23 protein-coding genes and 1 pseudogene are annotated in these 26,012 nt (G+C 67.7%); 12 read left to right on the plus strand and 12 right to left on the minus strand.

The window, feature by feature from the left end; genetic code table 11:
• Nucleotides 1-76 precede the first annotated feature (76 nt).
• From ACFVJQ_RS37270 to ACFVJQ_RS37305, 8 genes are all read left to right on the plus strand, one after another.
• Entirely contained in the window at nucleotides 77-397 is a 321-nt protein-coding gene (locus ACFVJQ_RS37270; protein WP_385515049.1) for a TcmI family type II polyketide cyclase, read from the plus strand.
• Nucleotides 382-840: a cupin domain-containing protein gene (locus ACFVJQ_RS37275; RefSeq protein ID WP_385515050.1), complete on the plus strand. Its 459-nt coding sequence runs from the start codon at nucleotides 382-384 to the stop codon at nucleotides 838-840. Before ACFVJQ_RS37270 ends, ACFVJQ_RS37275 begins: the two co-directional genes overlap by 16 nt.
• A complete protein-coding gene (locus ACFVJQ_RS37280) occupies nucleotides 830-2,101 on the plus strand; it encodes a beta-ketoacyl-[acyl-carrier-protein] synthase family protein (RefSeq protein ID WP_385515051.1) in 1,272 nt (423 codons plus the stop codon). The genes ACFVJQ_RS37275 and ACFVJQ_RS37280 overlap by 11 nt, the downstream gene beginning before the upstream one ends.
• Complete coding sequence (locus tag ACFVJQ_RS37285; RefSeq protein ID WP_385515052.1) at nucleotides 2,098-3,309, plus strand: ketosynthase chain-length factor; 1,212 nt, start codon at nucleotides 2,098-2,100, stop codon at nucleotides 3,307-3,309. The genes ACFVJQ_RS37280 and ACFVJQ_RS37285 overlap by 4 nt, the downstream gene beginning before the upstream one ends.
• 89 nt (nucleotides 3,310-3,398) lie before the next feature.
• Nucleotides 3,399-3,659 (plus strand): acyl carrier protein, encoded by a 261-nt coding sequence (locus tag ACFVJQ_RS37290; RefSeq protein WP_385515053.1) that lies wholly within the window; start codon nucleotides 3,399-3,401, stop codon nucleotides 3,657-3,659.
• Between the two features lies 1 nt (nucleotide 3,660).
• The gene (locus ACFVJQ_RS37295) at nucleotides 3,661-4,500 is read left to right on the plus strand and encodes an antibiotic biosynthesis monooxygenase (RefSeq protein ID WP_385515054.1); all 840 of its coding nucleotides are present in this window, start codon (nucleotides 3,661-3,663) and stop codon (nucleotides 4,498-4,500) included.
• The gene (locus ACFVJQ_RS37300; protein ID WP_385790122.1) at nucleotides 4,497-4,841 is read left to right on the plus strand and encodes an antibiotic biosynthesis monooxygenase family protein; all 345 of its coding nucleotides are present in this window, start codon (nucleotides 4,497-4,499) and stop codon (nucleotides 4,839-4,841) included. The genes ACFVJQ_RS37295 and ACFVJQ_RS37300 overlap by 4 nt, the downstream gene beginning before the upstream one ends.
• A gap of 551 nt (nucleotides 4,842-5,392) precedes the next feature.
• Nucleotides 5,393-7,171, plus strand: coding sequence for a BTAD domain-containing putative transcriptional regulator (locus ACFVJQ_RS37305; RefSeq protein ID WP_385790124.1), 1,779 nt, complete (start codon nucleotides 5,393-5,395; stop codon nucleotides 7,169-7,171).
• Between the two features lie 112 nt (nucleotides 7,172-7,283).
• Here ACFVJQ_RS37305 and ACFVJQ_RS37310 read toward each other — a convergent pair whose 3' ends face one another.
• The 3 genes from ACFVJQ_RS37310 to ACFVJQ_RS37320 form a co-directional block, all read right to left on the minus strand.
• Nucleotides 7,284-8,033: an SDR family NAD(P)-dependent oxidoreductase gene (locus ACFVJQ_RS37310; RefSeq protein WP_385790126.1), complete on the minus strand. Its 750-nt coding sequence runs from the start codon at nucleotides 8,031-8,033 to the stop codon at nucleotides 7,284-7,286.
• 140 nt (nucleotides 8,034-8,173) lie between these two features.
• On the minus strand, nucleotides 8,174-9,184 hold the full coding sequence (locus ACFVJQ_RS37315; RefSeq protein ID WP_385790128.1) for a beta-ketoacyl-ACP synthase III: 1,011 nt from the start codon (nucleotides 9,182-9,184) through the stop codon (nucleotides 8,174-8,176).
• Nucleotides 9,185-9,345: 161 nt separating this feature from the next.
• Complete coding sequence (locus tag ACFVJQ_RS37320; protein ID WP_385515059.1) at nucleotides 9,346-11,556, minus strand: MMPL family transporter; 2,211 nt, start codon at nucleotides 11,554-11,556, stop codon at nucleotides 9,346-9,348.
• A gap of 128 nt (nucleotides 11,557-11,684) precedes the next feature.
• Between ACFVJQ_RS37320 and ACFVJQ_RS37325 the strand changes: the two genes are divergently transcribed.
• A complete protein-coding gene (locus ACFVJQ_RS37325; RefSeq protein WP_385790130.1) occupies nucleotides 11,685-12,314 on the plus strand; it encodes a TetR/AcrR family transcriptional regulator in 630 nt (209 codons plus the stop codon).
• 57 nt (nucleotides 12,315-12,371) lie between these two features.
• Here the strand turns inward: ACFVJQ_RS37325 and ACFVJQ_RS37330 are convergent, their stop codons facing one another.
• Nucleotides 12,372-12,743 (minus strand): CAP domain-containing protein, encoded by a 372-nt coding sequence (locus ACFVJQ_RS37330; protein ID WP_385790132.1) that lies wholly within the window; start codon nucleotides 12,741-12,743, stop codon nucleotides 12,372-12,374.
• A gap of 168 nt (nucleotides 12,744-12,911) precedes the next feature.
• Between ACFVJQ_RS37330 and ACFVJQ_RS37335 the strand changes: the two genes are divergently transcribed.
• On the plus strand, nucleotides 12,912-13,061 hold the full coding sequence (locus ACFVJQ_RS37335; protein WP_385515061.1) for a hypothetical protein: 150 nt from the start codon (nucleotides 12,912-12,914) through the stop codon (nucleotides 13,059-13,061).
• Nucleotides 13,062-13,608: 547 nt separating this feature from the next.
• On the opposite strand, the gene ACFVJQ_RS37340 is transcribed toward ACFVJQ_RS37335, so the two are convergent.
• The 4 genes from ACFVJQ_RS37340 to ACFVJQ_RS37355 all read right to left on the minus strand — a co-directional run bounded on the left by ACFVJQ_RS37340 (nucleotide 13,609) and on the right by ACFVJQ_RS37355 (nucleotide 17,981).
• Nucleotides 13,609-13,866, minus strand: coding sequence for an RNA polymerase sigma factor (locus ACFVJQ_RS37340; RefSeq protein ID WP_385515076.1), 258 nt, complete (start codon nucleotides 13,864-13,866; stop codon nucleotides 13,609-13,611).
• Nucleotides 13,867-14,065: 199 nt separating this feature from the next.
• A complete protein-coding gene (locus ACFVJQ_RS37345; protein ID WP_385515063.1) occupies nucleotides 14,066-14,224 on the minus strand; it encodes a hypothetical protein in 159 nt (52 codons plus the stop codon).
• Between the two features lie 513 nt (nucleotides 14,225-14,737).
• The gene (locus tag ACFVJQ_RS37350) at nucleotides 14,738-16,300 is read right to left on the minus strand and encodes a vanadium-dependent haloperoxidase (protein ID WP_385790135.1); all 1,563 of its coding nucleotides are present in this window, start codon (nucleotides 16,298-16,300) and stop codon (nucleotides 14,738-14,740) included.
• Between the two features lie 28 nt (nucleotides 16,301-16,328).
• Entirely contained in the window at nucleotides 16,329-17,981 is a 1,653-nt protein-coding gene (locus ACFVJQ_RS37355) for a vanadium-dependent haloperoxidase (RefSeq protein ID WP_385790137.1), read from the minus strand.
• An 830-nt stretch (nucleotides 17,982-18,811) separates the two neighbouring features.
• Between ACFVJQ_RS37355 and ACFVJQ_RS37360 the strand changes: the two are divergent.
• Nucleotides 18,812-19,293 (plus strand): annotated as a pseudogene (locus ACFVJQ_RS37360) (winged helix-turn-helix domain-containing protein).
• Nucleotides 19,294-19,516: 223 nt separating this feature from the next.
• Complete coding sequence (locus ACFVJQ_RS37365) at nucleotides 19,517-19,666, plus strand: hypothetical protein (protein ID WP_385515067.1); 150 nt, start codon at nucleotides 19,517-19,519, stop codon at nucleotides 19,664-19,666.
• Nucleotides 19,667-19,803: 137 nt separating this feature from the next.
• On the opposite strand, the gene ACFVJQ_RS37370 is transcribed toward ACFVJQ_RS37365, so the two are convergent.
• From ACFVJQ_RS37370 to ACFVJQ_RS37385, 4 genes are all read right to left on the minus strand, one after another.
• The gene (locus ACFVJQ_RS37370) at nucleotides 19,804-21,510 is read right to left on the minus strand and encodes a sensor histidine kinase (protein WP_385790140.1); all 1,707 of its coding nucleotides are present in this window, start codon (nucleotides 21,508-21,510) and stop codon (nucleotides 19,804-19,806) included.
• Nucleotides 21,511-21,521: 11 nt separating this feature from the next.
• Nucleotides 21,522-22,205: a response regulator transcription factor gene (locus ACFVJQ_RS37375; RefSeq protein ID WP_385515069.1), complete on the minus strand. Its 684-nt coding sequence runs from the start codon at nucleotides 22,203-22,205 to the stop codon at nucleotides 21,522-21,524.
• A gap of 251 nt (nucleotides 22,206-22,456) precedes the next feature.
• Nucleotides 22,457-23,923 (minus strand): streptophobe family protein, encoded by a 1,467-nt coding sequence (locus ACFVJQ_RS37380; protein ID WP_385515070.1) that lies wholly within the window; start codon nucleotides 23,921-23,923, stop codon nucleotides 22,457-22,459.
• Between the two features lie 416 nt (nucleotides 23,924-24,339).
• Nucleotides 24,340-25,157 (minus strand): IS5 family transposase gene (locus ACFVJQ_RS37385; RefSeq protein ID WP_385515071.1). Its coding sequence is split into 2 segments (ribosomal slippage): nucleotides 24,340-24,794 and nucleotides 24,794-25,157, totalling 819 coding nucleotides; the frame shifts between segments, so codons are not numbered across the junction.
• Between the last annotated feature and the right edge of the window lie 855 nt (nucleotides 25,158-26,012).

Here is a 26,012-nt window from a genome sequence, read left to right on the forward strand (position 1 = left end):
GGCGTACCACCCACGATACGCAAGGGCGGTTTTCAGCTCACATGCGACTCACAGAATCGAACTGCCGGGAGGCGGAATGCACCGTACTTTGATCGTGGCGCGGATGAAGCCCGAGGATGCCGACAAGGTCGCAGACCTGTTCCGCTGGTCGGACAGTACAGAACTGCCGCACCTCATCGGCGCGCGGCGACGCACGCTCTTCCGCTTCCACGACCTGTACATGCACCTCGTGGAGGCCGACGAGGACCCCACGAAGAAGCTGTACGCGGCACGGGAGCACCCGCTCTTCGAGGAGCTCCACGAGCGGCTGCTGCCGTTCATCACCGCGTACGACCCCAAGTGGTCCGAGCCCAAGCACGCCATGGCGCTGCCGTTCTACACATGGCAGGCCGACTGATGTCCCCCCAGGACACACACACCGCCGCGCCGACGGGGCCGGCGGAGCCCGCGGTCACCAAGGTCGCCGCGGTGGAGGTCCCGTCGAGCCCTCGGCACGGCGGCGATCTGCGGATCGTCCTCGGCCCGGCAACGACCGGAGTGACCAGCGGCTTCATGGGCACCGGCCTGCTGGCCGTCGGCGAGCGGATCAGGGAGCACTACCACCCGTACTCCGACGAGTTCCTGTACGTGGTGCAGGGCGGTCTGGAGGTGACGACGGACGGCACGGACGTCCACCGGGTGGCGGCGGGCGAGGGCATCCTCATCCCGCGTATGACCAGGCACAAGATGCTCAACGACGGAACCGTGCCGACGTTCGTCGTCTTCCACTCGTGCCCGCTCGCGCCCCGCCCCGAGCTGGGTCATGTCGACACGGAGGAGGCTGATCCCGATGGGGAGTGAACGACGTGCCGTCATCACGGGGATGGGGGTCATCGCCCCAGGCGGAGTCGGCACCCCTGCCTTCTGGTCCGCGGTGACCGCGGGCCGTACGGCCACGCGCCGCATCACCCTGTTCGGCCCCGAGCGGTTCCGTTGCCAGATCGCCGCGGAGTGCGACTTCGACGCGGCCTCGCTGGGCCTTACTCCGCAGGAGATCCGCCGGATGGACCGGGCCGTGCAGATGGCGGTGGCCGCCACCGGGGAGGCACTCGCGGACGCGGGGGTCGGCGAGGGTGACCTGGATCCGGCGCGTACCGGTGTCACCATCGGGAACGCGGTCGGCAGCACGATGATGATGGAGGAGGAGTACGTCGTCATCAGCGATGGCGGGCGCAAGTGGCTGTGCGACGAGGAGTACGGCGTACAGCACCTGTACGGCGCGGTCATCCCGAGCACTGCCGGGGTGGAGGTCGCCCGCCGGGTGGGTGCGGAGGGACCGACAGCCGTGGTGTCGACCGGCTGCACCTCCGGGCTCGACGCCGTCGGGCACGCCGCGCAGCTGATCGAGGAGGGCTCCGCGGACGTCGTGATCGGTGGTGCCACGGACGCCCCGATCTCGCCGATCACCGTGGCCTGTTTCGACTCGCTGAAAGCCACCTCGACCCGTAACGACGACGCTGAGCACGCTTGCCGTCCCTTTGACCGGGACCGTGACGGACTGGTACTGGGGGAGGGAGCCGCGGTCTTCGTGATGGAGGCCAGGGAACGGGCCGTACGGCGCGGTGCGAAGATCTACTGCGAGGTGGCCGGCTACGCCGGACGCGCCAACGCGTACCACATGACGGGCCTGAAGCCGGATGGCCGGGAACTCGCCGAGGCCATCGACCGAGCCATGGAGCAGGCCGGTATCTCGGCTGAGGACATCGACTACGTCAACGCGCACGGATCGGGCACCAGGCAGAACGATCGGCACGAGACAGCCGCGTTCAAGCGGAGCCTGAGGGACCATGCCCGCCGGGTACCGGTCAGCTCGATCAAGTCGATGGTGGGGCACTCCTTGGGCGCCATCGGCGCGATCGAGGTGGCCGCCTCCGCACTCGCCATCGAGCACGGAGTGGTGCCACCGACGGCGAACCTCACCACCCCGGACCCCGAGTGCGATCTCGACTACGTCCCGCGCGAGGCGCGCGAGCACCCCACCGACGTGGTGCTCAGCGTCGGCAGCGGCTTCGGCGGCTTCCAGAGCGCGGTCGTACTGATCTCTCCGAGGAGCAGGCGATGACAGTGATCACCGGTCTGGGCGTGGTTGCCCCCACGGGTGTGGGCCTGGACAACTACTGGGCCACCACGCTCGCGGGCAAGAGCGGCATCGACCGCATCCGCCGTTTCGACCCCTCCGGCTACACCACTCAACTCGCCGGACAGGTCGACGACTTCGAGGCGACCGACCACGTCCCGTCCAGGCTGCTCGCACAGACCGACCGGATGACGCATTTCGCGTTCGCCGGTGCGAACATGGCACTGGCGGACGCCCAGGTCGACCTCGCCGACTTCCCTGAGTACGAGAGGGCCGTGGTCACCGCGAACTCCTCCGGGGGCGTCGAATACGGTCAGCACGAACTGCAGAAGATGTGGAGCGGCGGCCCCATGCGGGTGAGCGCCTACATGTCGGTGGCCTGGTTCTACGCGGCCACCACCGGGCAGCTGTCGATCCATCACGGCCTGCGCGGCCCCTGCGGGCTGATCGCGACCGAGCAGGCCGGGGGGCTGGACGCCATCGGGCACGCCCGGCGGCAGCTGCGGCGCGGTGCCCGCATCGCCGTGACCGGTGGCACCGACGCCCCGCTCTCCCCGGCCTGCATGGTCGCGCAGCTGGCGACCGGGCTGCTCAGTCCGAGCGCGGACCCGACGGCCGCCTACCTGCCGTTCGACGACCGTGCAGCGGGCTACGTGCCGGGCGAGGGGGGCGCGATCATGATCATGGAACGGCGCGAGGACGCAGTGCGACGCGGTGCCGAGCGGATCTACGGCGAGATCGCCGGCTACGCGGCGACCTTCGATCCCGCCCCAGGCACCGGACGCGGTCCGACGCTCGGCCGGGCGATCCGCAACGCGCTCGGCGATGCCCGGATCGCCCCGGGCGACATCGACCTGGTCTTCGCGGACGGCTGCGGGATGTCGACTCTGGACCGCGCGGAAGCCGCGGCACTGACGGAGGTGTTCGGCCCGCGCGGTGTGCCCGTCACCGTGCCAAAGGCCGCAACGGGGCGGATGTACTCGGGCGGCGGCGCTCTCGATGTCGCCACAGCTCTGTTGGCCATCCGCGACGGCGTGGTGCCACCCACTCCGCATGTGGGCGAACTCGCCTCGGGCTGCCCACTGGATCTTGTCCGTGCTGAGCCGCGGGAGCTGCCGATACGTCATGCACTCGTCTGCGCCAGGGGTGTGGGCGGGTTCAACGCAGCCCTGGTGCTGCGTGCGGCGGCCTGACGAGCCCGGAGCACGGACCTGTCTCATGACCCACGGGTTTCGGCAGGGCCCGTGGGCGACTGAACCCACCAACCTACGAGGGAGCGAACGTGAGCACATTGACTGTAGAAAAGCTGCTCGAGATCATGCGGGCCACCCAGGGCGAGTCCGGGGACGCGTCAAGCCTGACCGAGGACGTCCTCGACAAGCCGTTCACCGACTTGAACGTCGACTCGCTGGCCGTCCTTGAGGTCGTCACCCAGATCCAGGACGAGTTCAAGCTGCGCATACCGGACTCCGCCATGGAAGAGATGGAGACCCCTCGGCAGGTGCTCGACTACGTCAACGCGCGCCTGGAAGAGGCGGCCTGAGATGGCCGGCCGTACCGACAACTCCATCGTCATCGACGCCCCCATGGGACTGGTCTGGGACATGACCAACGACGTTTCCCAGTGGGCTGTTCTGTTCGAGGAGTACACCGAGTCGGAGGTGCTCGCCGTCGAGGGCGACACGGTCCGCTTCCGGCTCACGACCCAGCCGGACGAGGACGGGAAGCAGTGGAGCTGGGTCTCCGAGCGGACTCCCGATCTTGAGAGCCGCACGGTCACCGCACACCGGCTCGACAACGGCCTGTTCGAGTACATGAATATTCGCTGGGAGTACACGGAGGGCCCGGACGGCGTTCGAATGCGCTGGGTCCAGGAGTTCACCATGAAGCAGTCCGCGCCCGTGGACGACTCCGGCGCCGAGGATCATCTGAACCGGCAGACGGTCAAGGAAATGGCCCGCATCAAGAAGCTGATCGAAGAGGCCGCCCAGGCCGACGCCGAGGGCAGCACCCTGGCAGCGGGGAACGACAGCGTGAAGGAAGCGTCGATGCCGAACGGCGGCCGCGGACCGGTCTTCAGGGTGCTGCTGCGAGCCGAGATCTCCGAGGGCAGGGAGAAGGAGTTCGAGGATGCATGGCGGGAGATTGGCGAGATTATCACCGGCCAGCCCGCCAACCTCGGCCAATGGCTCATGCGTAGCCACGATGAGCCCAGCGTCTACTACATCATCAGCGACTGGACCGACGAAGAGTGCTTCCGCGCGTTCGAGCGCAGCGAGGAGCACGTCGGACACCGGAGCAAGCTTCAGCCGTTCCGGACGAAGGGCTCCATGGTGACCACCGACGTCATTGCCGAGATGACGAAGGCGGGAGTGACACGGTGAGCACCGGCATCGAGCGGGGCACGGTTCGCGTCACCATCTACGTTCGGGTGCGGAACGAACAGGATCCGGACGAGGTCGAGAAGTTGGTGCGGGCGTACCACGAGTCCAGCAAGGCATTGCAGGGTACGTCCGGCCTGCTCCGCAACGAACTGCTGCGCGACTTGAAGGAACCGGTCCGTTTCGCCGTGCTGAGCGAGTGGGAGGATCGGCATGCGTTCCTGGAATGGGAGGAGGGTGCCCGGCACAAGGGGCAGACGGCGCCGATCCGCGAGTTCGCCGACCCGAGTCCATCCGGAAGGCCCTTCGCCGTTTACGACGTGATCGCGGCCTACTCGACATGACCGATATTCTCCATGAAGGGGGTGTGCCGGCTTGCGGGCACCCCCCTTTTTTGGACTCGCCAGTAGTTACATCCTGAACGATTTCTGGCCCGGTCCGCCGGCCGCAGTTATATCTACTGCGGAGGTTTCTTCGCAGGTCCCACTTGCGTAAGCGCTTGCCGACGCATCGGGTTTCCGTGAGGCTGTGAACAATTTATTCCTGTGACATGCCTTCGAAACTCTAGGGGCTTCAAGTGCCCCTAGGATAGGATGACTTATGGTGAGTGTCCGCCCTCGATCGGAGATATCAATTCGGCTGGCACGGTAATCCGTTACTTGGACTTTTCGTGACTGAGGCGATCACGCCCAGCAGGGGGATCACGCGGATGAGTAATGTGGATGAGGTGCGGCTTCGTGTACTGGGGCCTCTGGAAGTAATCGGCAGCGAAGATCACGAATTGACGCCGAGCGCACCAAAGTTGCGGCAACTGGTGGCGCTCTTGGTTGTGTCTGGGAACCGGATCGTAGGTATACACGAGATGATGGATGAGTTATGGGGAAGCCGCCCACCTGTGAGCGCGCTCGCCACTCTCCAGTCGTACATCTACAAGATCCGGAAGAACGTCTTTGAAGCGCTCGGGGGCGCGGGTGTCACGCTGCACACCAAGCCGAACGGCTACCGGTTGGATATTCCGGCAGGCGTCCTCGATGTGCATCGTTTTGAGGAGCTGATCGACCAGGGCCGGAAGGCGCTTGACGGCGGAGACGCCGAGACCGCCGCCGAACTCCTGGCGGACGCCCTCGCCTTCTGGCGTGGTGGTCCGCTCGCGAACGTCGAACCAGGCGATCAGCTCGGTGTCCAGATCACGCGCTTCCAGGAGCGCCGGATGCGCGCAGTGGAGCTGCGGCTCGAGGCCGAACTCCAGCTCGGTCGGCACCGCGAGCTGATCAGTGAACTGAAGACGCTGTGCTCCACCCATCCCCTCGACGAGGGGATGCACGGCAAACTCATGATCGCGCTGTACCGCTCCGGCCGGCGGCACGAAGCCCTGGAGACGTATCAGACCTTTCGACGGGGCATGATCGACGAGCTGGGACTGGAGCCCTCGCCCATGCTGGCCCGACTGCACACCGCCGTGCTGGTGGCCGAACCTGAACTGCATCTCGAGGGTGAGCCCGCACCCGAACTGGGACTGCGTCCGTTGCAGACCATGCCGGACGGCACCGATGCGGCGTCCGGGCGCACCGGCAACGGCGACGACGGGGAGTTGGCGGAGGCCGCCGGATCGCGGATCGCGGCCGCGGTCGGACTGTCGGTGGGGGGCCCGACCCAGCAGGTCCGCTCTGTCCCGCATCCGGCTCAGCTCCCGCCCGACATAGCGGACTTCACCGGACGGACGAAGGTGCTCGCCCGGCTGGAGAGCCGCCTCGCGGAATGCCGTGAGCTGCACGCCCCGCTGCCTGTCCTGTGGATCACCGGCATGCCGGGCGTAGGTAAGTCGGCTCTGGCCATCCGACTCGCACACCGGGTGCGCGACCGGTTCCCGGACGGTCAGCTCTACGTGGACCTGCGCGGCGACAGCGCCGATCCGGTCCGCCCGCGCACCGTGCTGCACCGCTTCCTCGCCGCACTTGGCGAGCCCCGCTCCGCTCTCCCCGACGACATCGACGAAGCCAGTGAGTTGTTCCGCAGCCGCTGTGCCTCCCGGTCGCTTCTCTTTCTCCTCGACAGTGCCGCGACCACTGCCCAGGTCAAGTCGCTGCTGCCGGGCAGCGGCGACTGCGCGGTCATCGTGACCAGCCTCGCGCACGGACTCGCCGGCTCCGATCTGGTACTCCTCGACCCGCTTCCCGATGACGAGGCCCACCAGTTGCTCACCTCGATCATCGGACCACAGCGAGCGGGCGAGGACCCGCCCGCCGTCGACCGTATCGTCGAGCTCTGCGGGGGACTTCCCGTCGCGCTGCGGGCAGTCGGCACCCGGCTCGGCCGGCTGCCGGGCTGGCCGCTTGGCCAGTTCGCCGAGAGGCTCGCCGACCCTCGCCGCCGTCTTGACGAGTCCAGCCTCCCCGACCTCGACCTGCGCGCCTCGTATCATGCGGGGTTCCGGCAGCTGGACGAGCGAGACCGGCTGGCCATGCAGTTGTTCGCGATGCGCACCGGGGGTCCGTTCACCGCGGAGGACGCCGCCAAGCAGCTCGGCTGCGACCTGGTGAGCGCTGAGGGGGTGCTCGCCCGGCTCGCTGAGCGGCATCTGCTGCAGGCGGCGGGAACCAAGGACGGTCCGCTGGGCTACTCCGTCCATGAACTGGTGAGGGTTTACACGCTGCAACGACTGGCCGGGAACTGACGACTGACCGCCGACCCATCGGCGGACGATGGGACACGAACTCGGAAGACGGAAAGGTGGACGCGGCCGTGTCGCACGCGGAACATCCGCCGGCGCGACACGGCCGCACGCATCAGATCCCCCCGTCCACGTTGATCGTCTGGCCCGTCACGTATGAGGACAGATCGCCGGCAAGGAAGAGCGCGGCGTCGGCGATCTCATCTGTTGCGCCGAGCCGCCCGAGCGCAGTCTTCTCGCTGTAGCGAGCGACCAGTTGGGCACGTCGTTCGGCCAGGATCGCCTTGGTGTCGTCGCTGTCGATCACTCCGGGCGCGATCACGTTGACCCGCACCCCGCGCCCGCCCAGCTCCTTCGCCGCCGAGCGAGCGAACCCTTCCAGGCCTGCCTTGGCCGCCGTGTAGTGACTCCGCAGAGCGATGCCGCGAGCCGCGGACCGCGAGCCGATCAGTATGACGGAGGACCGTTCCCCGTACAGGGGAAGGGTCTTCTGCACCACCATGAAGGCCGCGGTCAGGCTGGTGTCCAGCACCCGGTGCCACTCCTCCAACTCCAGTTCCGACAGCGGGACATGGCTGATCACGCCGGCGTTGTGCACGACGACGTCCAGCGACCCGTACCTGGCTTTCGCCTCGTCGGCCAGCCGGTCGACGTCGGCCGGGTTGTTGACGTCGGCCCGCAGCAGGTGGTGGTCCCCGTCGATCTTCTTCAGTTCGTTCGCCAACTGGTCCGCCTGCGCGCTCGGGTACTGGTGGCAGGCCAGGACGTCGGCTCCCGATCGGGCAAGGGCGAGCACGATGGCCCGACCGATGCCTCGACTGCCGCCCGTGACGAGCGCATGTTTGCCGGTGAGGGGCAGATTCATACGGGGTGCTCCCAATTCGCATGCGAGGACCGGATGGTTGCATCGGATACTTTCGGACCCCGCTGGTCACGGGCTGGGGGCAGGACACCAGCGGGTCACCATCAGATAGCACGACGGGAGCCCGTCTTGATGAGCGGCACCTAGGGGAGCAGAACGACCTGCCCGGCGTGCACCAGTCCGGAGCCGAAACCGATGAGCAGGGCCGCTTCCCCGGACCGGGCCTGGCCCGAGGCGAGCAGGCGTTCCATCGCCATCGGAATCGAGGCGCCGGAGGTGTTGCCGCTGTCGGTGATGTCCCGGGCAACAGCCGTGTCGGCGGGCAGGCCGATGTCCTTGACCAGCGCGTCGGTGATGAGTCCGTTCGCCTGGTGCGGGATGAAGGCGGACAGCTCGTCGGGTGTGAGACCGGCTCGTTCGATGGCGTCACGGGCCGCCTGGCCCATGGTCTCGGTGGCCCATCGGAAAACCTTCCAGCCCGTCATGCACAGGTAGGGCCAGGGAAGTTCAGGATTCTCGCGCAGACTCGGCGTCCAGTGGCCGGTCATGGTGATGGCGTCCATCCGCTCGCCGTCCGCCCCCCAGGCCACCGGGCCGATGCCCGGCGTCTCGGACGGGCCGATGACAACGGCGCCCGCACCATCCGCGAAGAGGAAGGCGGTGGCCGGATCGTCGGCGTCCACCACATCCGTCATCCGGTCTGCCCCGACCAGCAGCACGTTGCGGGCGGTGCCCGACCGGACCATGCTGTCCGCGACAGCGACGCCGTGGCAGAACCCGGCACAGGCCGCCGACAGATCGAATGCCGCGGTGGGCGCGGCGCCGAGCCGATACGCCACGTCCACCGCCAGCGCGGGCATCTGAAGGAGATGGCTGATCGTCGCGACCAGGACGCAGTCCACCTCGTCGGTCGACAGTCCGGCCGCGGCCAGGGCCTTCTCCGAGGCCGTAGCCGCCATCATCGCCAGCGGCTCGTCGGGCCCGGCGAACCGCCGGGTGTGGATGCCCGACCGGCGCGCGATCCACTCGGGATCCACTCCGATCCGCGGGGCGATCTCCTCGTTGGTGACGACGCGCGCGGGCCGGTACGCTCCGACGCCCCGAATACGGCTGCCGCCGACCGGAGCCGCCTGAGACAACGACAACTGAGACATCTGCGCTCCTTCGTACGGATCCACCAGCGAGGCGATGCTCGCAGTGCCGCATCGCGGCCCGATGGGGTGTACAGACGGCCGTCACCAGTGGCGGAACAAGCCGTTCACCACTGATCCCCCAGCGGGCGTAGCCGCTGAGGGACCGAGGCGTGGACACGCCGTCAATTCGCCCGCAGATCCGAGGCCTTCGTCGGCGCGGGAGGTGGGGATGGGGAAGACGGGGGTGCATCCGTCGGTTCGACCGCCAGGTGTGGCAGCCGCTTGTCGAGCCAGCCGGGCAGCCACCAGTTGGCGGTGCCCAGTACCCGCATGACGGCCGGCACCAGCATGGTGCGGATGACGAACGCGTCCAGTGCCACGGCCGCCGCCAGGCCCACGCCGAACTCGGCGATGATCCGCTCGTCGCGGAAGACGAACGCCGAGAACACGCAGATCATGATGACCGCAGCCGCGTTGATGACCCGGCTGGTGTTCGTCAGGCCCACCGTCACGGCCCTGGGGTTGTCGTGGGAGTGCACCCACTCCTCGTGCATCCGGCTGACCAGGAACACCTGGTAGTCCATCGACAGCCCGAACAGCACCGCCAGCATGACCGTCGGCAGGAACGCCTCGACCGGTCCGGCCCCGCCGACCCCGAGGGGTCCCGAGAGCCAGCCCCACTGGAAGAGCGCCACCAGCACGCCGAACGAGGCCGCTGCGGCGAGCAGGTTCATCACCGCGGCAGTCAGAGGGATCACGAGACTGCGGAAGGCCGCGAGCAGCAGCAGGAACCCGAGCGCCACCACGATCAGCACGAACCATGGCAGCTTGCCGAGCATGACGGTGGCGAAGTCGTCGAAGGTCGCGGTCTGTCCTCCGACGTAGACGTTCATCGTGGTGCCGCGCTCGGCGGCCGGGATCGTCGTGTCGCGCAATCGTGCGATGAGATCCGATGTCGCCTCGTCCTGCGGGGCGGTTTTCGGGATCACCTGGACCACGGCCGTCGTGGCGCCCGGCTGTGCGGGCAGTGCCACCACCGAGGCCACGTCCGCGTCGTTCCGTACGGTGTCGGCAAGTTGCCGTAGGGCGTCCTTATCGCCTTGGCCGTCGAGTTCGGCGACCAGTTGCAGCGGGCCGTTGAAGCCCGGTCCGAAGCCGTTCTCCAGCATGTCGTATGCCTGGCGAGTGGTGTTCGACTCGGGGCGGTTGCCCTGGTCGGAGATGCCGAGCCGGAGCGAGAAGAACGGGATGCTCAGAATGGTGAGCACGACCACGGCGGCGGTCAGCAGCCCGCCCGGACGGCGCTGGACGAACGCCGCCCACCGCACCGCAAGTCCGCGCGGTTCCTCCTGGCTCGAGCCCTCGTCGGCCAGTCGCCGCCGCTCCCGGCGGCTGAGCACCCGCATGCCGCACAGCCCCAGCATCGCCGGCATGAATGTCACCGAGGCGGCCATGGTGAGCACCACCACCGTGGTGGTGGCGATAGCGACGCCGGTAAGGAACTCAAGCCTGAGTGCCAGCAGGCCGAGCAGCGCGATGCACACCGTGGCACCGGCGAAGAGCACCGCGCGGCCCGACGTGTTGAGCGCCCGGACGGCAGCATCTTCCGGGTCGAGGCCCGCCTTCAGCCCCTGCCGGTGGCGGGTGATGATGAACAGCGCGTAGTCGATTCCCACGCCGAGGCCGATCAGTGTCGAGAGGGTGGCGGCCAGTTCCGGTACGTCGGTGCCGTGCGACAGAAGCTTGATCGTCATCACGCCGGTGCCGACGCTGAACAGGGCGCTGATCAGTGGCAGCAGCATCGCGAGCAGCGACCCGAATGCGAGATAGAGCACGATCGCGGCGGCCACGAGGCCCACGAACTCGGCGATGTTGCCGGCCTGCCCCTCCTCGATCTTCTCCGTGACGGGTCCTGAGACCTCGACCTCGATCCCCTCGGTACGGGCCGCGGCCGCGGTGTCGACGACGCGCTCGGCCTCGTCCACCGACAGTTCCTCGGCCGTCTTGTGGTAGGTGATCCTGGCGTAGGCGGTACGGCCGTCGCGGCTGATCTGGGTGGCGCCGGCCTGGGAGTACGGACTGGTCACCGAGCCGACGGTGTCGAGTCGGCCGATCTCATCGAGTGTCGTGGACAGCCGCTCGCGTACCGCGGCATCCCGGACGTTCCCGTCGGCCACGTGCCAGACAACGGTGTCCATGTCGCCCGCGCGCTCCGGGAACGCGGACTCGACGAGGTCCTGTGCCTTCTCCGATTCGGTGCCGGGGACGGAGAAGACGTTCGCGTAAGCGGGGCCTGCGGCCTGGCTGGCCACAGAGACGCCGCCCAACACCAACAGCCACATGAGCAGAACTAAGAGGCGATGCCGGAAGCACCAGCGAGCCAGCGGGGTCATGCCGCTCCTCAGAATTAATCGGCCGATCGATTAATACTTGCGAAGGTAGCATACCGAGGCAGAGCCCAGGTGACGGCACGACACATGTGCGACACCTCCCAAGCCCCAGAACGGGAGTTGGAAGAACGATGGCGCGGATCGCCGGAAGCACCGCCGGAGTTACCCGGCAGCGGATCCTGGACGCCGCGAGCGTGCTGTTCGCGGAGCACGGCTACGCCGGAACTTCGATGCGCGACCTCGCGCAGTACCTGGGAATGACCAGCGCGGCCCTCTACTACCACTTCCCGGCCAAGGAGGAGCTGCTCTCGGCGCTCGTGGGCCCGGTCGTGGAGGCCCTGGACCAGTTCGCCGACCAGGTCGAGGACGCCGAGTTCGACCAGGAGAGGCTGGTCCGCGGCATCATCGCGGCCCTGGAGAACAGCGGTCGCACCCTGCAGGCCATCGCGACCGAGCCCGCCGCGCTCCGCATCCTGGTCGACCGCCACGACCTCGGACGGCGACTGGCGCGGCTGGAGCGGCTCATCGCCGGTACGGACGACCCCGAGATGATGCTGCGCTGTCGCTGTGCGCTCGGCGCGATCCGCATCGGCGTCATGTCGATACACGCGAAGGTGCCGGGTCCGGGCGTCTCGGCGGACACAACCCCGGAGTCGGGCCCGACGCCGCCCCGACTCACCGATGTCGAGCGCGAGTTGCTCGTGTCGATCGCGCTGGCGGTGCTCAACGCGCCGGCGTCGAGCGGTGGCCGGGCCGCCTGACTCCACCGGTGTGGCCGGCACGGAAGCACGGCCTCGTCCGCTCCTTCCTGGCGCCCACTAGAAGCCGAACACCTGGGTCCAGGTCGAGTTGTCGTCGACCAGACCGAGGCCCATAGTGGTGAGGGAGCAGTTGAGGATGTTCTCGCGGTGACCTGGTGAGTTCATCCACGACCCCATCACGGACTCGGGGGAGTTCTGTCCACGGGCGATGTTCTCGGCACCGGGAGCCTGATAGCCCTGGGCGATGGCCCGGTCGGCGAAGCTGCGGCCGTCCAGACTGGTGTGGTCGAAGTAGTGGTTGGCCGACATGTCCTCACTGTGCAGCTGGGCGGCACGCGCGAGACGGTCGTCGAGCTTCAGGTAGCTACAACCGGCCTTGGCCCGCTCGGTGTTGGTGATCGCCAAGACCTGCTCGGCCGGAGCGTCCACGGGATCGACGGCGGGAGTGGGAGTGGGGGGCGACCTGGGCTTGGGGTGCGCCCCATTCGGCTTCGACGGTGTCGGCGAGGGCCGCATCTGGGAAGCACTGGGCGTGGGCGCGTGTGACGTCCTGGGTGAAGGGGAGGGGGTGCCGGAGCAGTGCGAGGGGTTGAGGACATGGGTGCCGTGGGTATGGCGGACCGCGAGTCGGCCGCGGACTGCACCGTGTTCCCCTCCCCGTCCGGCGGCATGATCAAGCTCGCGAGCGTGCCCCCGATGATCAGCACAGCTACCGCGGCGGCCAGGCCGGTGATGCGGCGCCGCTGATGTATTCGCCTTTGGACGCGGCGTCCGCGTCGGTCGGACGTGCGGGCGCCGTGGACCGGCTCGAACACGGCGGTTTGATCGCCCGGCCCGGATGTCGTACCCGTGTCCGGCCGGGAGGTGCCTACATGGTCGTGGCCTCCCATAACCGTGAGATTGCTCCTGCCTTGGTGTCCCGGCGCGTCGAAGGCCATGGGCTCGGCAGGTGCTCGGCGTCGTTGAGGGCGGTCAGCCCAGCGAGATCGGTCAGCGTGGTGGGCATGGGCACCAGGCCCAGGCCCGCCAACAGCCCCTCGGCGGGCACCAGTCCGGCCTGGTGACCCGAGCAGAGTGAACAGTCCCGTGCGTGCTGAGCGATGCGCTTGCGCCACCGTGCAGACGGGCGGCCGTCCCAGCTTCCGATCACTCGATCGAAGTGCACCCACAACGGCGTCGCAGACAGCGCGCGTACAACAAGGAGCGCGGTCTCCAGCTGCGCCTTTCATCCGCTGCACATGCACGGCCGTGCGCTGCGCTGACAGCTCCACCGCGGTGGCCACCTCGAGCCTGCTCATCTCGCCGGCGGCCTCCAGCCACCACAGCGACAACAACGTGCGGTCGTCGTGGTCCAGCCAACGGGTGGCCTCCGCCGGTCGCCGAGCGCACGGAGCATGGTCTCCTGCACGACGTCATCGACGTCGGCATGCCCGTTCAGCGCCCGCCCCACGATGTTGTACACCAGCGGCAGATAGGCACCGACCAGCTCGTCCTGCGCCCAGAGGGCGCCACGCTGCGCCGCCTCGACCACCGCGTACTCGTGCTCTCCCATTGCCGCCACGCCTGACCCATCCCTTTCCGGTTCCCGCATTTTTTCGCCCGGTACAAGGGGAGACCTTGAGGTGTAGACCTCATCACAGAAAATTGGTTAGTGCTTGGCGTCGTTCACTCGAGCAGGTCGCCGAGTTACTGAGGCGGCAGCGAGGCCGACTCCCGCGGTACCGACGGCGGCAGATCAGACGCAGGCCGGGTCAGGTGTACTGGCGTACAACGAGACGAGCCTCACAGACGCCCTCCGCGTCGGTGTCGTCATCCCGCTGAGTGGGTTGCGGGCCCGCCAGATCCGCATCGACGGGGGCTTCCTGCAGCACGGTTCGAATCGCCGGCGCGGCCTCGATCTGGGTGGCCACCACCGCAGGCCGAGAGCGACGCACCAGGTCGATCAGTCCATAACGGCTGGGTGCTTCGTGGCCGGTGCTGCGGTGGGTGCAAAGCCTACGCGGGTGTCCCCGGCCGCGACCGGGGCGGTCACGGTCACCTCGACCCCCGTGTCCGGTCAGGGCCGAGGCACCTGCGACTTCGACTTCGCCGCATTCGGGGCGCCGTGAACCGCTCCGGGGCAGGCGGAGCCCCCACCAATCGCGGAGCGGTTCATATTCTGCTGGGGCCAGTGGTTCGCGACACTCGGACCCGTCGATCCCTCCGGGTCGGCCCCCTGCCCCGACGACCGGCCCAAGAGGGGACCGACCAAACGCCACCTGAGCCATACGTTCGGTCCGCTCCTGACTCATCCCGGTCCCACCACCTTGAACCGCTTGGGGCGAGCCTGGACCGAGGAGGACCGCTCGGCGAACTCTAGGCCCTGATTAACGCGCTCACCACCGGACACTGCCTTGATCTCTACTGCGGGATCAGCGAAGCACCTAGTGGTCGACCTTGCCCTTGATGTGCCTGACCACGAACTCGTAGGCGCGGTCACCCACCCGGGCACCGAGATCCCATCCGGCCTCGATCGCCGACATGAAGTGCACGCCGCCCCACAACCTACTCATGCCACAGGCTTGGTTCAGCTCAGTCCAGGTGTCGAAGTGCACTACGAGATCCTTGACCGGTGTGACACCCGGTTCCGCCAATGACGAGCCCTTGGCGTACGGCAACGTGAAATCCACGGTGTCCGAGTCGAGGAAACGGTGCGTCACCTGTGCCTGAGCGGCCATCAGGCTCGTCGATCCGGACGGGTATTCCGGATGATCCCCCACCAGCAGGTAGCCTCGCCACTGGTCGGCTGGGATATCGCTCACTGTGCCCTCCCCGGGCCCGCCCCAGGCCGTGACCTTTTTGCCACCGTACACATGTCGAATCGCGGTGAACGGCCGCGGCGCGTCGTAGCGGAGCTTGTTCTTCCATACCGCGATGCAGGTGTCGAACGCGGCAGTGGCCGCCAGCATGTGTGCCTGAATCCATCCGTCGAGATCCAGGTCATGGGCCGCGCATGCTTCTCCGATGGAGAGACCGATCCCGAGAAACTTGTCATCGAAGATCTCCGCCATCAGTTTCTGCTCGTCCGTGAGCTCCGCTGATGCCGCCAGCACTTCATCCACCTGACGTTTGTACGCCCTGGCGTTGGTGTGGTCGCTGTTCTTCGGAGGCGCGACACGGAATTCGTCGGGGTGTGCGTAGGAGTACGGCTTGGCGACGCTCAGTTGGGGCGTCACAAACTGCTGTACAACGAATGCGCCGACGTCCCCGGTTCCTTGCTGGAGTCGGCGATCGTGGGGGCCGAGGAGGGGCTGCCAGCGTGAGGGGTTTCGGATCTCGAAGGCCGAGTTGACGGGGCGGTATCCGAGGTAGTCCGCGTAGGGCTGTGGGTTGTACTTGCGGCCGCCTTCGTCGCCGAGCTGGTTCATGCCGTCGCGCTGCCGGTTCGCGAGGATGGCCTTCGCGGCGAGATTTCCGATGCCGATAGGAGTGGTTTTGTTTTCCGTCTTGTCGTCCGGGTCCAGGCCGACGGAGGTCATGATCTTGCGCCACTCCGCAGTCTGCGTCGGCAGCAGGGTTTCGAGTATCCGGTGGGAGGCGTAGAGAAGGGCGATGTTCTTGTTCCTGTTGGTGGCGCGCTCGCTGGCGGGGCGACGGCCCAGCTTGGAGTACACGCCGACTGCTGTCGGGTGGTAAGGCGCCACAGCGTCGAACCACGCGAGTTGCGCCATTTGTGTGACGCGAATCATCATGGTGACGTCCATGGGCGCGATGGCCTTGAGGCCACCTGCCGCCTGCCTCCCCTCGACGAACAGTTCTCTGACGGAGTTTCCGGTGTCGAAGTTGAAATCGGGTGCCGGATCCGCCGCTGTGCCGCTCGACCGAGCGGCCAGGGCCGTGCCGGCGTTTCCGACGAGGCTGAGCCCGGCACCGCCGAGCATGCCGAGAAGAAGGGTGCGGCGCTGCGGGGTGAGTCGGTCGCTGCGGGATTTCTGGTGCGGGTTCACTTCGATGTCCTTTCCAGCGGATGCGGTACTAGTGGACTTTGCCGTCGATGTGCTTGCGTACGAACTCGTAAGCGCGGTCGCCGACCCGCCGGCCGACATCCCAGCCGGCAGTGATCGACGGCATGAAGTGCACGCCGCCCCACAGCCTGCTGAGTCCGCAGTCCTGGGTGAACTGGGTCCAGGTGTCGAAGCGCAGCACCAGTTCCTTGGCGGGTGCGATGCCTGGTTCCACCTGCGAGGCGCCCTGCGGAACGGGCAGCGAGAACCCGAGTTCGTCCGAGCCGAGGAAGCGTCGCGACGCCTGTGCCTGCGCGGCACACAGGCTCGCCGACCCGGAGGGGTACTCGGGGTGGTCCGCCGTGTTCAGATACGGGCGCCACTGGTTGGCGGGGATATCGTTGACGGTCCCCATGCCCCGTCCGCCCCAGGCGGTGACCGGCTTACTGCCGTACAGATAGCGAATCGCGCTGAACGGCCGCACCGCGTCATAGCGGTGCTTGTCATTCCAAGCCGCGATGGCGGAGTCAAAGGTTGCGACGGAGGCAACCATCTGCAACTGGATCCACCCATCGAGGTCCAGATCATGATGCTCGGCCGCGGCAGCGACTGAGAGGCCGATTCCAAGGAACTTGTTGTCGAAGATCTCGGCCATCATCTTGCGCTCGTCCGTGAGCTCCGCTGATGCCGCCAGAACCTCGTCCGCCTGATGCTTGTACGCCTGGCGGTTGTTGTGGTCGCTGTTCCGTGGTGGCGGACTGCGGAACTCATCGGGGTCGCTGTAGGAGTACGGCTTGACGACGCGGAATTGCGGCGTTGCGAAGTTCTGCACGATGAACGCGCCGACGTCCCCGGTTCCTTGCTGGAGTCGGCGATCGTGGGGGCCGAGGAGGGGCTGCCAGCGTGAGGGGTTTCGGATCTCGAAGGCCGAGTTGACGGGGCGGTATCCGAGGTAGTCCGCGTAGGGCTGTGGGTTGTACTTGCGGCCGCCTTCGTCGCCGAGCTGGTTCATGCCGTCGCGCTGCCGGTTCGCGAGGATGGCCTTCGCGGCGAGATTTCCGATGCCGATAGGAGTGGTTTTGTTTTCCGTCTTGTCGTCCGGGTCCAGGCCGACGGAGGTCATGATCTTGCGCCACTCCGCAGTCTGCGTCGGCAGCAGGGTTTCGAGTATCCGGTGGGAGGCGTAGAGAAGGGCGATGTTCTTGTTCCTGTTGGTGGCGCGCTCGCTGGCGGGGCGACGGCCCAGCTTGGAGTACACGCCGACTGCTGTCGGGTGGTAAGGCGCCACAGCGTCGAACCACGCGTTGTGCGTCAGATGGGTGACGCGAATCAGCACGGTGGCGTCCATGGGGGCAACAACCGCAAAGCCTTTGGCCAATGCCATTCCACCGAGCACATCTCTGATCGCGTTGCCCGTGTCGAAGTTGAAATCGACGGCCTGGCCTGAGGCATCGTCATCCGGTGAATCCGCCGCCGCCACCCCGGCGTTCGCGACCATGGCGATCCCGGCACCTGAGAGTATGCCGAGAAGTACATTGCGGCGCGGTGCGGTGAAGCCGTTGTTTTCGGGCTTCTGAGATGGGTTCACGTCGGTCCCCTTTCCGGCGGACGCATCTCCGCCAGGCTGGCAATGATGATCACTCTGTTCACCGGGCGGGCCGCCGGCAGTGATGCTGCGGGGCACGGATGCGAGGGTTCTCGTTCGGAGAGACCACGAGGTTCTTTAGGGCCTGGACGACCATGGGGAAGTGGCGGATGCTGAGCGTCATCCCCCGTGCGCAGAGTTGCTCGTCGTCGGGAGTGCGTCCTCGCGCAGGCAGCCGCTGAACACCGTGCCCGAAGACGTCCGGGATGACGGATCAGCCCGTGCGCATCGCTTCCCCCAGGATCCGGCCGTGCCCCCGGGTCCATGATGCGCAGATCCACAACACCGGGTTGCGGATGCCATCCGGTCAGTCCTCGCGCAGTGGCAACGAGGTGTCGGTATGCGAAGAACCGCCCACCGACCTCTCTAAAACGCCGCAGGTGGTCACGGCGTCCAGTAGCCGGTACAGGCAGATCAGGGTCGAGACCCGTCTTCCTGGCGAACTTCTCAACCGGCACGACCTTGTCATCGATCAGATCCGGGATCTTCAACCGGGCCGCCGCGCGGATGACTGCCGCATTCCCGGCCTCGCAGCCTCCTGTTGGCCGTTGCCGTGAGCTGGTTGAGAAACGCTCATGGATTCCCTCGCGATCGATGGGGTTTCCGGGCTCTGACGGCTCCGAGATTTACCGAGGACTCTGGTGAGCCGCTGTCTCGGCACTGGTGGCCACTGTCACCGCAGTGGTGCGCCACTGTTTCGCGCTGGTGGCCCAGCACCTGGCCGGCCCCAACCAGTGGGCCGGCGCTGGGGGAACCAACGCAGTGACGCAACCAAACCGCTCCCTTGGCCGGACCGCACAAACCCGGACCGGGTCGTCGCGCGAACTTGGAAGCCTGCCAGCCTCTGAGTCGGGCCGGTAGCCGGGGGTGTGGGATATGCGCAGGGCGGCGGCTTGACCGACGCCAAGAGGGCTGCGAGGGAGCGGATCCGGCTGGAAGCGGTCGGTCGCTTCGAGAGCGGAGCGAAGAACAGGGAGATCGCGGCCGTGCTGCGGGTGAGTGAGCGGTCGGTGGAGCGCTGGCGCCGTCAGTGGCGCGAGCGGGGCCAGGAGGGTGTCCGGGCGAAGGGCTCGCCGGAGCGCCCGAGGCTGGTGGGTGTGCAGATGGCCAGGCTGGAAAGGGAGTTGGAGCGTGGCCCGCTCGCCCATGGCTGGGCTGACCAGCGGTGGACGCTGGCCCGGGTGAAGACGCTGATCGGACGGTTGTTCCACGTCAACTACACGGTGGAGGGGACATGGCGGCTACTCAAACGCCATGCCTGGTCGTGGAGCAGCCGGCCCGGCGGGCAACCGAACGTGATGACGGAGCGGTTGAGTTGTGGAAGAAGGGCGTGTGGCCGCAGGTGGAATGACTGCGGCGGCGCTCGGAGCCTTTATCGTCTTCGAGTTGCGCCGTGAGGCGCTGTGTTTCGTGCGGAGGTGAGAGACCTTCGCCACTGACCTGTCGTAGCAGAGAGGTGGAGCTGAGGGCAGCCTGATCCGGTTCAGTAGCAGCCCGTAGAGTCGGACGATCTTGGCGAGGCAGGCCGGCCCGGGACTGGTGCGGCGTGCGGTGCGTCGCGATGGGGGAGGTTGGTGGCCAGATACCAGCTGGCCATCTCCGGCAGCGTGGCCCGGTCGGTCGTGGCGACGATCAGGCAGCGGCTCAGGCCGCTGCTCGCTAACCCGCTCGGCATCCCAGGAGGACTCGGGCAGGAAGAACTGCCCCTGCTGCACCACCACTGAACGACCTGTCGACCGGCACGAAGGCATGGGTCAGCAGGCTCTGACGCTCTCGGTCCCGCTGATACTGCGTCGGTGATGATGATGCCCTCAGCGCTGATGGTCTCACGGCTGACCAGGACGCTGAGCAGCTGGCCGGATCAAGGTAGCCCTAGCGGGCGGCGATGACCCGGATCGGCTGGTGGCCCTGGTGCGGGTCGGCAAGGTCCCGGCGACAGCGCTCCTGGCGGTGCGTGCGGTTCCGGCCCTCGACGGTGGTGAGTTTGCTGGTCGGTGAGCCGAGGCAGAAGGATCCGGAAGGTTGCACCCTGGCCGGGGGTGGAGTCGACCTTGACATGTCCCCCGTGTGCGGTGACGAGGGAGTGGACGATGGCGAGGCCAAGGCCGGCGCCGCCGGTGGCGCGGGTGCGCGAGGTGTCGGCGCGGTAGAACCGTTCGAAGATGCGGCTGCTCTGGTTCGGAGTGAGACCAGGGCCTTGGTCGGCGACTTCCAGGACGGCGTGGCCGCCGACCGTGCCGACGCCGATGCGGATGGCTGTGCCGGGCGCTGTGTGGGTGACCGCGTTGCCGACCAGGTTGGTGACGACCTGGCGCAGACGGGCCTCGTCGGCGAGGGCCGGCGCGGAGGCGGGTGGGCCGTCGCCGCTCGGGCCGGTGAGGGTAACGGCGCGGGCCGGGTCCAGGGCGCGTACGTCGTGGAGAGCGTCTGCGGCGAGAGTGCGCAGGTCGGCGGGGGCGAGATCGAGTCCTGGCGGGGAGTTGGGCGCACGGCGGACCGTGGGCCGTCCCAAGACCTTCAGTGCGTGTTCGTCGAGACGGGCCAGCTGGAGCATGTCCTCGACGAGCCGGGTGAGGCGCTCTGACTCGCGGGCGATGCGGTCCATCGTGGCGTCGATGTCCTCGCGATCGGGGAGGGCGCCCATCCGGTGAAGGTCGGTCAGGCCCTTGATGCCGGCGAGCGGGGTGCGCAACTCGTGGCTGGCGTCGGCGACGAACCGGCTCATCCGCGCCTCGGACTCGGCGCGTGCGGCGAAGGCGGTCTCCAACTGCCCGAGCATGCCGTTGAGCGCGGCGGCCAGACGGCCCAACTCCGTATTGGGACCGGCCAGTTCGGGTATTCGACGGGAGAGGTCGCCGCCCGCGATCTCGGCGGCTGTCTGCTCGACGCGGGACAGCGGACGCAGCCCGGAGCGGACGGCGAACCAGCACGCCACGGCCAGGACCGCCAGCAGACCGAGTCCGGTGATCCGGTAGTTCTGCCACATACGGCCGACCGTGCTGTTTACTTGGTCCATTGACGTCGCCACGACCACACTGCCGGAGTCGGCCGACGGTGTCGCCGTGGCCCCCGGCAGTGCGGCAGGCGTCACTCTGGGCACGGCGATCACCCGCCAGCGCGCTTCGCCCTTGGTACTGCCGACGGTGAACGGTCTGCCGCCATGGGCGGCGACGGCGGCCGTGTCCAGGCGAGAAAGGGCCGGGCCCTGCGCCTCCTTCGTCCGGTTCGCACCGGCGAGGGAGTCGATGCTGCTCTCGACGGTGCCGTCCTTCGCGACGTACGTGATGACGGGATTGCCGAGGACGTCCGTGCTGAAGTCGGCCAGCCCCGCCGGCGGCTGCCGCTCGGCCCCGGTCTCCGCCACCTTCGGTGGCAGCACGGCGAACACCTGGGCGGTCGCACGGAGTTGGGAGTCGACGCGGTCCTCCATGTAGCTGCGCAGCGCGTTGCCGGTGACCAGGGCGAACGTCGTGAATCCGGCCGTCAGCAGGACGACGGCCAACAGCAGCACCCGGCTGCGCAGGGACGCGCGCGCCCACAGCGCACGGACACGACGAGGCGGGGCCAAGACTTTGGTCCTCACGACTTCGGTCCGCGCAGTACGTAACCCACGCCGTGCACGGTGTGGATGAGCTTCGGACCACCGTTGTCGATCTTGCGGCGCAGATAGCTGATGTAGGTGTCAACGATGCCGGTGTCGCCATTGAAGTCGTAGTTCCATACTCGCTGGAGGATCTGCGGCTTCGAGACCGTGCGCTCGGCATTGGTCATCAGGTAGTGCAACAGTCGGAACTCGGTGGGCGACAGGCGCAGCGGCTCACCCGCACGGGAGGCCTGGACACCGTCGGGGTCGAGTTCCAGGTCGGCCACGCGCAGCAGTGCGGTGGGGTCGCCGCTGGTGCGGCGCAGCACGGCACGGATGCGCGCGATGAGTTCCTGGAGGTCGAATGGCTTGGTCACGTAGTCGTCGCCGCCCAGAACGAGGCCCTCGATCTTGTCCTGGGTCGCGTCCCGGGCGGTGAGGAACACGACCGGGATGTGGCCGGCACGGGACGCGGCGGCAGGGCGGTGCTGGTCGCGCAGCCGCCGGATCACCTCGAAGCCGTCCAGGTCGGGCAGCATCACGTCCAGCAGGACCAGATCCGGCGAGACTTCCCGCGCACGGTCCAGGGCCTCCTGGCCGGTACCGGCCGCGGCCACGGTGAAACCGGCGTGCCGCAGGGCCGCGCACAGCAGTTCCCGCACGGTGGGCTCGTCATCCACGACCAGCAGATTCACGCCCGTGCCGGCCGCCGCGCCGGGATCGATTTCGACGCCGGTGCCAGGCAGGGCAGAGCGCTCAACAGGTATCAAAGTGGGCCTCCAGGCGACCGGGAACACACTCTCGGCCACCGCCAGACACGGGGGACACAGCCAGATGCGGGGGCAGGGCAGTTCGCGCGCACCCCGTGGCAGCCGGGAACCTGCCGGGCAGGATACGAAAGGGTGCTGTCGGCACCGCGTAAAACCTGCGGTCACCGCGCTCCGCGGTCACCGCGCACCGCGGCCAGCAGGCTTCCGGCGAACCCAGCCAGACCACCGACGAGCAGCCCGAACACAACTGTCCTCAGCACGCTGACGCTCAGCTGGGCCTGCATTCCCCCCATCTCGCTGCCGAACATGCTGACGCCGAAGTGCCCGGACGCCCCCACCAGCCAGGCCGCCGCGCCCAGGACGAGGGCGGTGACGACGCCGAACCGCTCGGTCATACCGAGGTGCCCGCCCAGCGGACCCCGGTAGGGGAGCAGCGGAAACTTGTGGCCGGGGTGCGTGGCCCGGGCTGCCCGGTAGGCGCAGGCGAGCAGGATCAGGCTGGTCACCGCGAGGGCCACGAGCCACAGCGGCCATCCGCCCACCGACAGGGACCTCAGGTGCTCGGTGCGGTCGGGCTGCTGACCGCCGCTCACTCCGCCCGTACCACCCATGCCGCCCAGGAGTGCGGCGAGCGGGTTGCTTCCGCTGTCGTTCTGCACTGGGTGCACTTCGGCCGTCCACGAGGAACCGACGCCCAGGGTCAGGAACACCGCCAGAGCGTTCGGGGCGAGCAACAGGGCGACGCCCGCCGCCAAGCCGGCCCGGCCACCGGCCACCGCCCCCACAACCGCCAGGGCCACCAGCGGTACGGCCACCAGGACGAGGGTCGTGCGGACGACAGCCGACAGGCTCGGGCCCCAGGCGGTGCGCAGCCCGTCCAGGGCACCGCCCAGCGGCAGCCGCACCCGACGGCTGATCAGGCAGCCCGCGCCGAGTACGACGGCCACCCAGAGCACCGCACCGAGGCCCGCCGATCCCGCGCTCACGTGGTACGTCATGATCGGCTGGGCCCCCGTACCGCCACCGCCCATCAGGCCGCCCAGGCCGCCGCTGCCGCCGAAGAGCTCACGCAGGCCATCACTCCCGCCGCCGAAGCCCCGGGCAGACGGGGCCCCGCCGGGACCTCCCATCCCGGTCATCGCCGACGCGGGCATGGTGGCCCATCCCTGTGCAAGGCCGGCAACGATCATGAGGGTGGCCAGCGCCGCGGTTCCCGCTCCGGCCACCCGCACGCCCAGTTCACCGGCGGTGAACCTGCGCTGCTGCCCCTGGCGCAACCGCCGGGAGAACGCGACCCAGAGGACGACCGCGCCGACCAGCGTGACTCCGAGCGGCACGACATCGGCCGCACCGCTCATCGATGGTCCCATGTCACCACCACCGTCGAACAGCGAGGCCAGCCCGCCCATCGACCCCGTGTCTGCGGAGACATCCGAACCCGCGCTCACCGAGCCGCCCACGGCCATGGCCGTCAGGGCCATCGTCAACGACCACAGCGATCCGACGGACCCCGCGTCGAGCAGGGCCAGCGCCAGCGCGGACACAGCCGCCATGGCGAGCACCGCGCACAGCGTGGCCGCCGCCCCTTCCAGAGCGTTCTGCCACGGGCCGATCAGCTGTACCGGCACGGTGCGCCGTCGGGGCCGCGGACTCGTATCAGGCCGCGGACTGGAACCGGGCCTGGTCCGGAGACGGGGCGTGGTGGCAGCCATGTGGGAACACTCCGCTTCGCTCATGAAGAGCACGCGGCGCCGAACGGGGGAGATTGCGGCGCCGCGTGCCATGGGACCGCACACATTGGCGGTTGCGGGTACGACGTTCCCGAGAGGTTCTGGGAGGTTTCTTAGAGTCGGTGGGAGAGCAGCGCAGGCCACGGACGCGCACCACCGAGATGCCGACCCCTTTCTCAGAAAGTTCCCAGAACCGTACGGGTATCCCAGTCTCACTGAGCGTTTGGTCGGTCACGCCTCATCGCGTGCGACGGTGAAACTCGATGTGGAGGCCCACCGGTGCAGGTTGACGTCGCTCCTGGCTTTAAGAGGTCCTAACAAAGGCGTCGGACGTGTCTGTAGGTGATGAGGCAGGCGGCGAGGCCGAGGAAGGCTTCGTGGATGTCGTCGCGTCGCTCCCAGCGGATGCGCAGGCGGCGGAAGCCGTGCAGCCAGGCGATCGTTCTTTCGACGACATACCGGAAGATGCCCAGGCCGGAGCCGTGTGGCCGTCCTCGCTCGGCGATGACCGGGCGGATGCCGCGTTGCCACAGCAGGCGCCGGTACTTGTCGTGGTCGTAGCCGCGGTCGGCGAGCAGGGCGTCCGGTCGCCGCCGGGGCCGGCCGACGGTCCCGGCAACAGCGGGGATCTTGTCGAGCAAGGGCAGCAGTTGGGTGACGTCGTTGCGGTTGCCGCCGGTCAGCGACACCGCGAGCGGGATGCCCTGGGCGTCGGTGAGGACGTGGTGCTTGCTGCCCGGCCGTGCGCGGTCGACCGGGCTGGGACCGCTTTTGGGCCGCGTCGGGCCGCCCTGACGTGGGAGGAGTCGATCACCGCCCGGGACCAGTCCAGCTTCTTCGCCGACCGCAGCTTCTTCAGCAGCAGCACATGCAGTTGGTCCCACACCCCGGCCTCGTTCCACGCGGCCAGGCGCCGCCAGCAGGTCATGCCCGAACCGAAGCCCAGCTCTTGAGGCAGGTACTCCCACTGGATGCCGGTGTGCAGCACGAACAGGATCCCGCACAACGCCTGCCGGTTCGGTACCCTCGGCCGCCCCTCGACCAGCTTCGGCCCCGGCACAGGCAGCAACGGCTCGATCAGCGACCACAGTTCATCCGACACGATCCACGGCCGTGACTGTCGCTTCCCCACGACCACACCAACGAGCGGACAAGCCAACAGTCACACGATCAACCGCTTCTGTTAGGACCTCTAAAGGAGAGCAGCACTACGTCTCCGAGAAACCAGGTACTCATCGGTAACTGGCGTATCAAGGTACTTGGCGAGCGCCCGGCGATTCAGTGTGACCTCGGAACATGGTGGGATATCAGGAAGCGGGAACGGCTTGACCTCACTACTCGTGGTCATGTAGCCGTACACCACATATATGGGTAGCGAAGAACGGTTGGAGACCACAACGTCACCGACATCGGCTTCTCTCTTCCACATGACGACCTGGGGCGCCTGCTTACGTACCTGCTCCTCGGCCGCCTGCTGAGATTGGGTGAGCTGGCCTTGGGCGACGAGGACGCCCACAAAGGTTCCGACCGCGGTGAAGATCAGCCCTGCGCCGGCAGTAACGGCTCCCACAGCGGTAGCAATGACAGCCTAGTTGGTCTGACGCGACCTACTTCGTGACAGGAGACGATCCCGTGTACGGCGGAGCCCGAAAAGACGCCTACGAGGCGAACGCTGGCTCCCAGTGAAGGGCGAGGGGCGCCGTCTCCTCAATACACCCTCCCTGCAGTGTGAACTTGTGTCCAAGCTATGGGCTGAGTGGCGACACTACGGCGTTATCGGTGAGCCTCACCCTCCGAATGAGTGCACGGACGATCCAAGACGCGGCCCTCATCACGGGGCGGCGATCACGTACCCGTCAGTCCGATCGAATGCACAACGGTTCCGAAACAGGCACTCAGAGGTCGTTTTCATCGGTGAAGTCTGTTTCATCCCAGATGGCTTCGCCGTCGCGGTGTGACTTCCGAGGCGTCACTGCACCCATGCGGC

This window comes from Streptomyces sp. NPDC127197, from assembly GCF_042672405.1.
Lineage (GTDB): Bacteria > Actinomycetota > Actinomycetes > Streptomycetales > Streptomycetaceae > Streptomyces > Streptomyces flavusporus.

Coding starts and splice junctions, on each gene's coding strand:
- ACFVJQ_RS37340 (WP_385515076.1), bottom strand. CDS start 13,866: ATGGGAGAGCACGAGTACGCGGTGGTCGAGGCGGCGCAGCGTGGCGCC.
- ACFVJQ_RS37275 (WP_385515050.1), top strand. CDS start 382: ATGGCAGGCCGACTGATGTCCCCCCAGGACACACACACCGCCGCGCCG.
- ACFVJQ_RS37325 (WP_385790130.1), top strand. CDS start 11,685: ATGGCGCGGATCGCCGGAAGCACCGCCGGAGTTACCCGGCAGCGGATC.
- ACFVJQ_RS37315 (WP_385790128.1), bottom strand. CDS start 9,184: ATGTCTCAGTTGTCGTTGTCTCAGGCGGCTCCGGTCGGCGGCAGCCGT.
- ACFVJQ_RS37285 (WP_385515052.1), top strand. CDS start 2,098: ATGACAGTGATCACCGGTCTGGGCGTGGTTGCCCCCACGGGTGTGGGC.
- ACFVJQ_RS37295 (WP_385515054.1), top strand. CDS start 3,661: ATGGCCGGCCGTACCGACAACTCCATCGTCATCGACGCCCCCATGGGA.
- ACFVJQ_RS37280 (WP_385515051.1), top strand. CDS start 830: ATGGGGAGTGAACGACGTGCCGTCATCACGGGGATGGGGGTCATCGCC.
- ACFVJQ_RS37310 (WP_385790126.1), bottom strand. CDS start 8,033: ATGAATCTGCCCCTCACCGGCAAACATGCGCTCGTCACGGGCGGCAGT.
- ACFVJQ_RS37270 (WP_385515049.1), top strand. CDS start 77: ATGCACCGTACTTTGATCGTGGCGCGGATGAAGCCCGAGGATGCCGAC.
- ACFVJQ_RS37335 (WP_385515061.1), top strand. CDS start 12,912: ATGGGTGCCGTGGGTATGGCGGACCGCGAGTCGGCCGCGGACTGCACC.
- ACFVJQ_RS37320 (WP_385515059.1), bottom strand. CDS start 11,556: ATGACCCCGCTGGCTCGCTGGTGCTTCCGGCATCGCCTCTTAGTTCTG.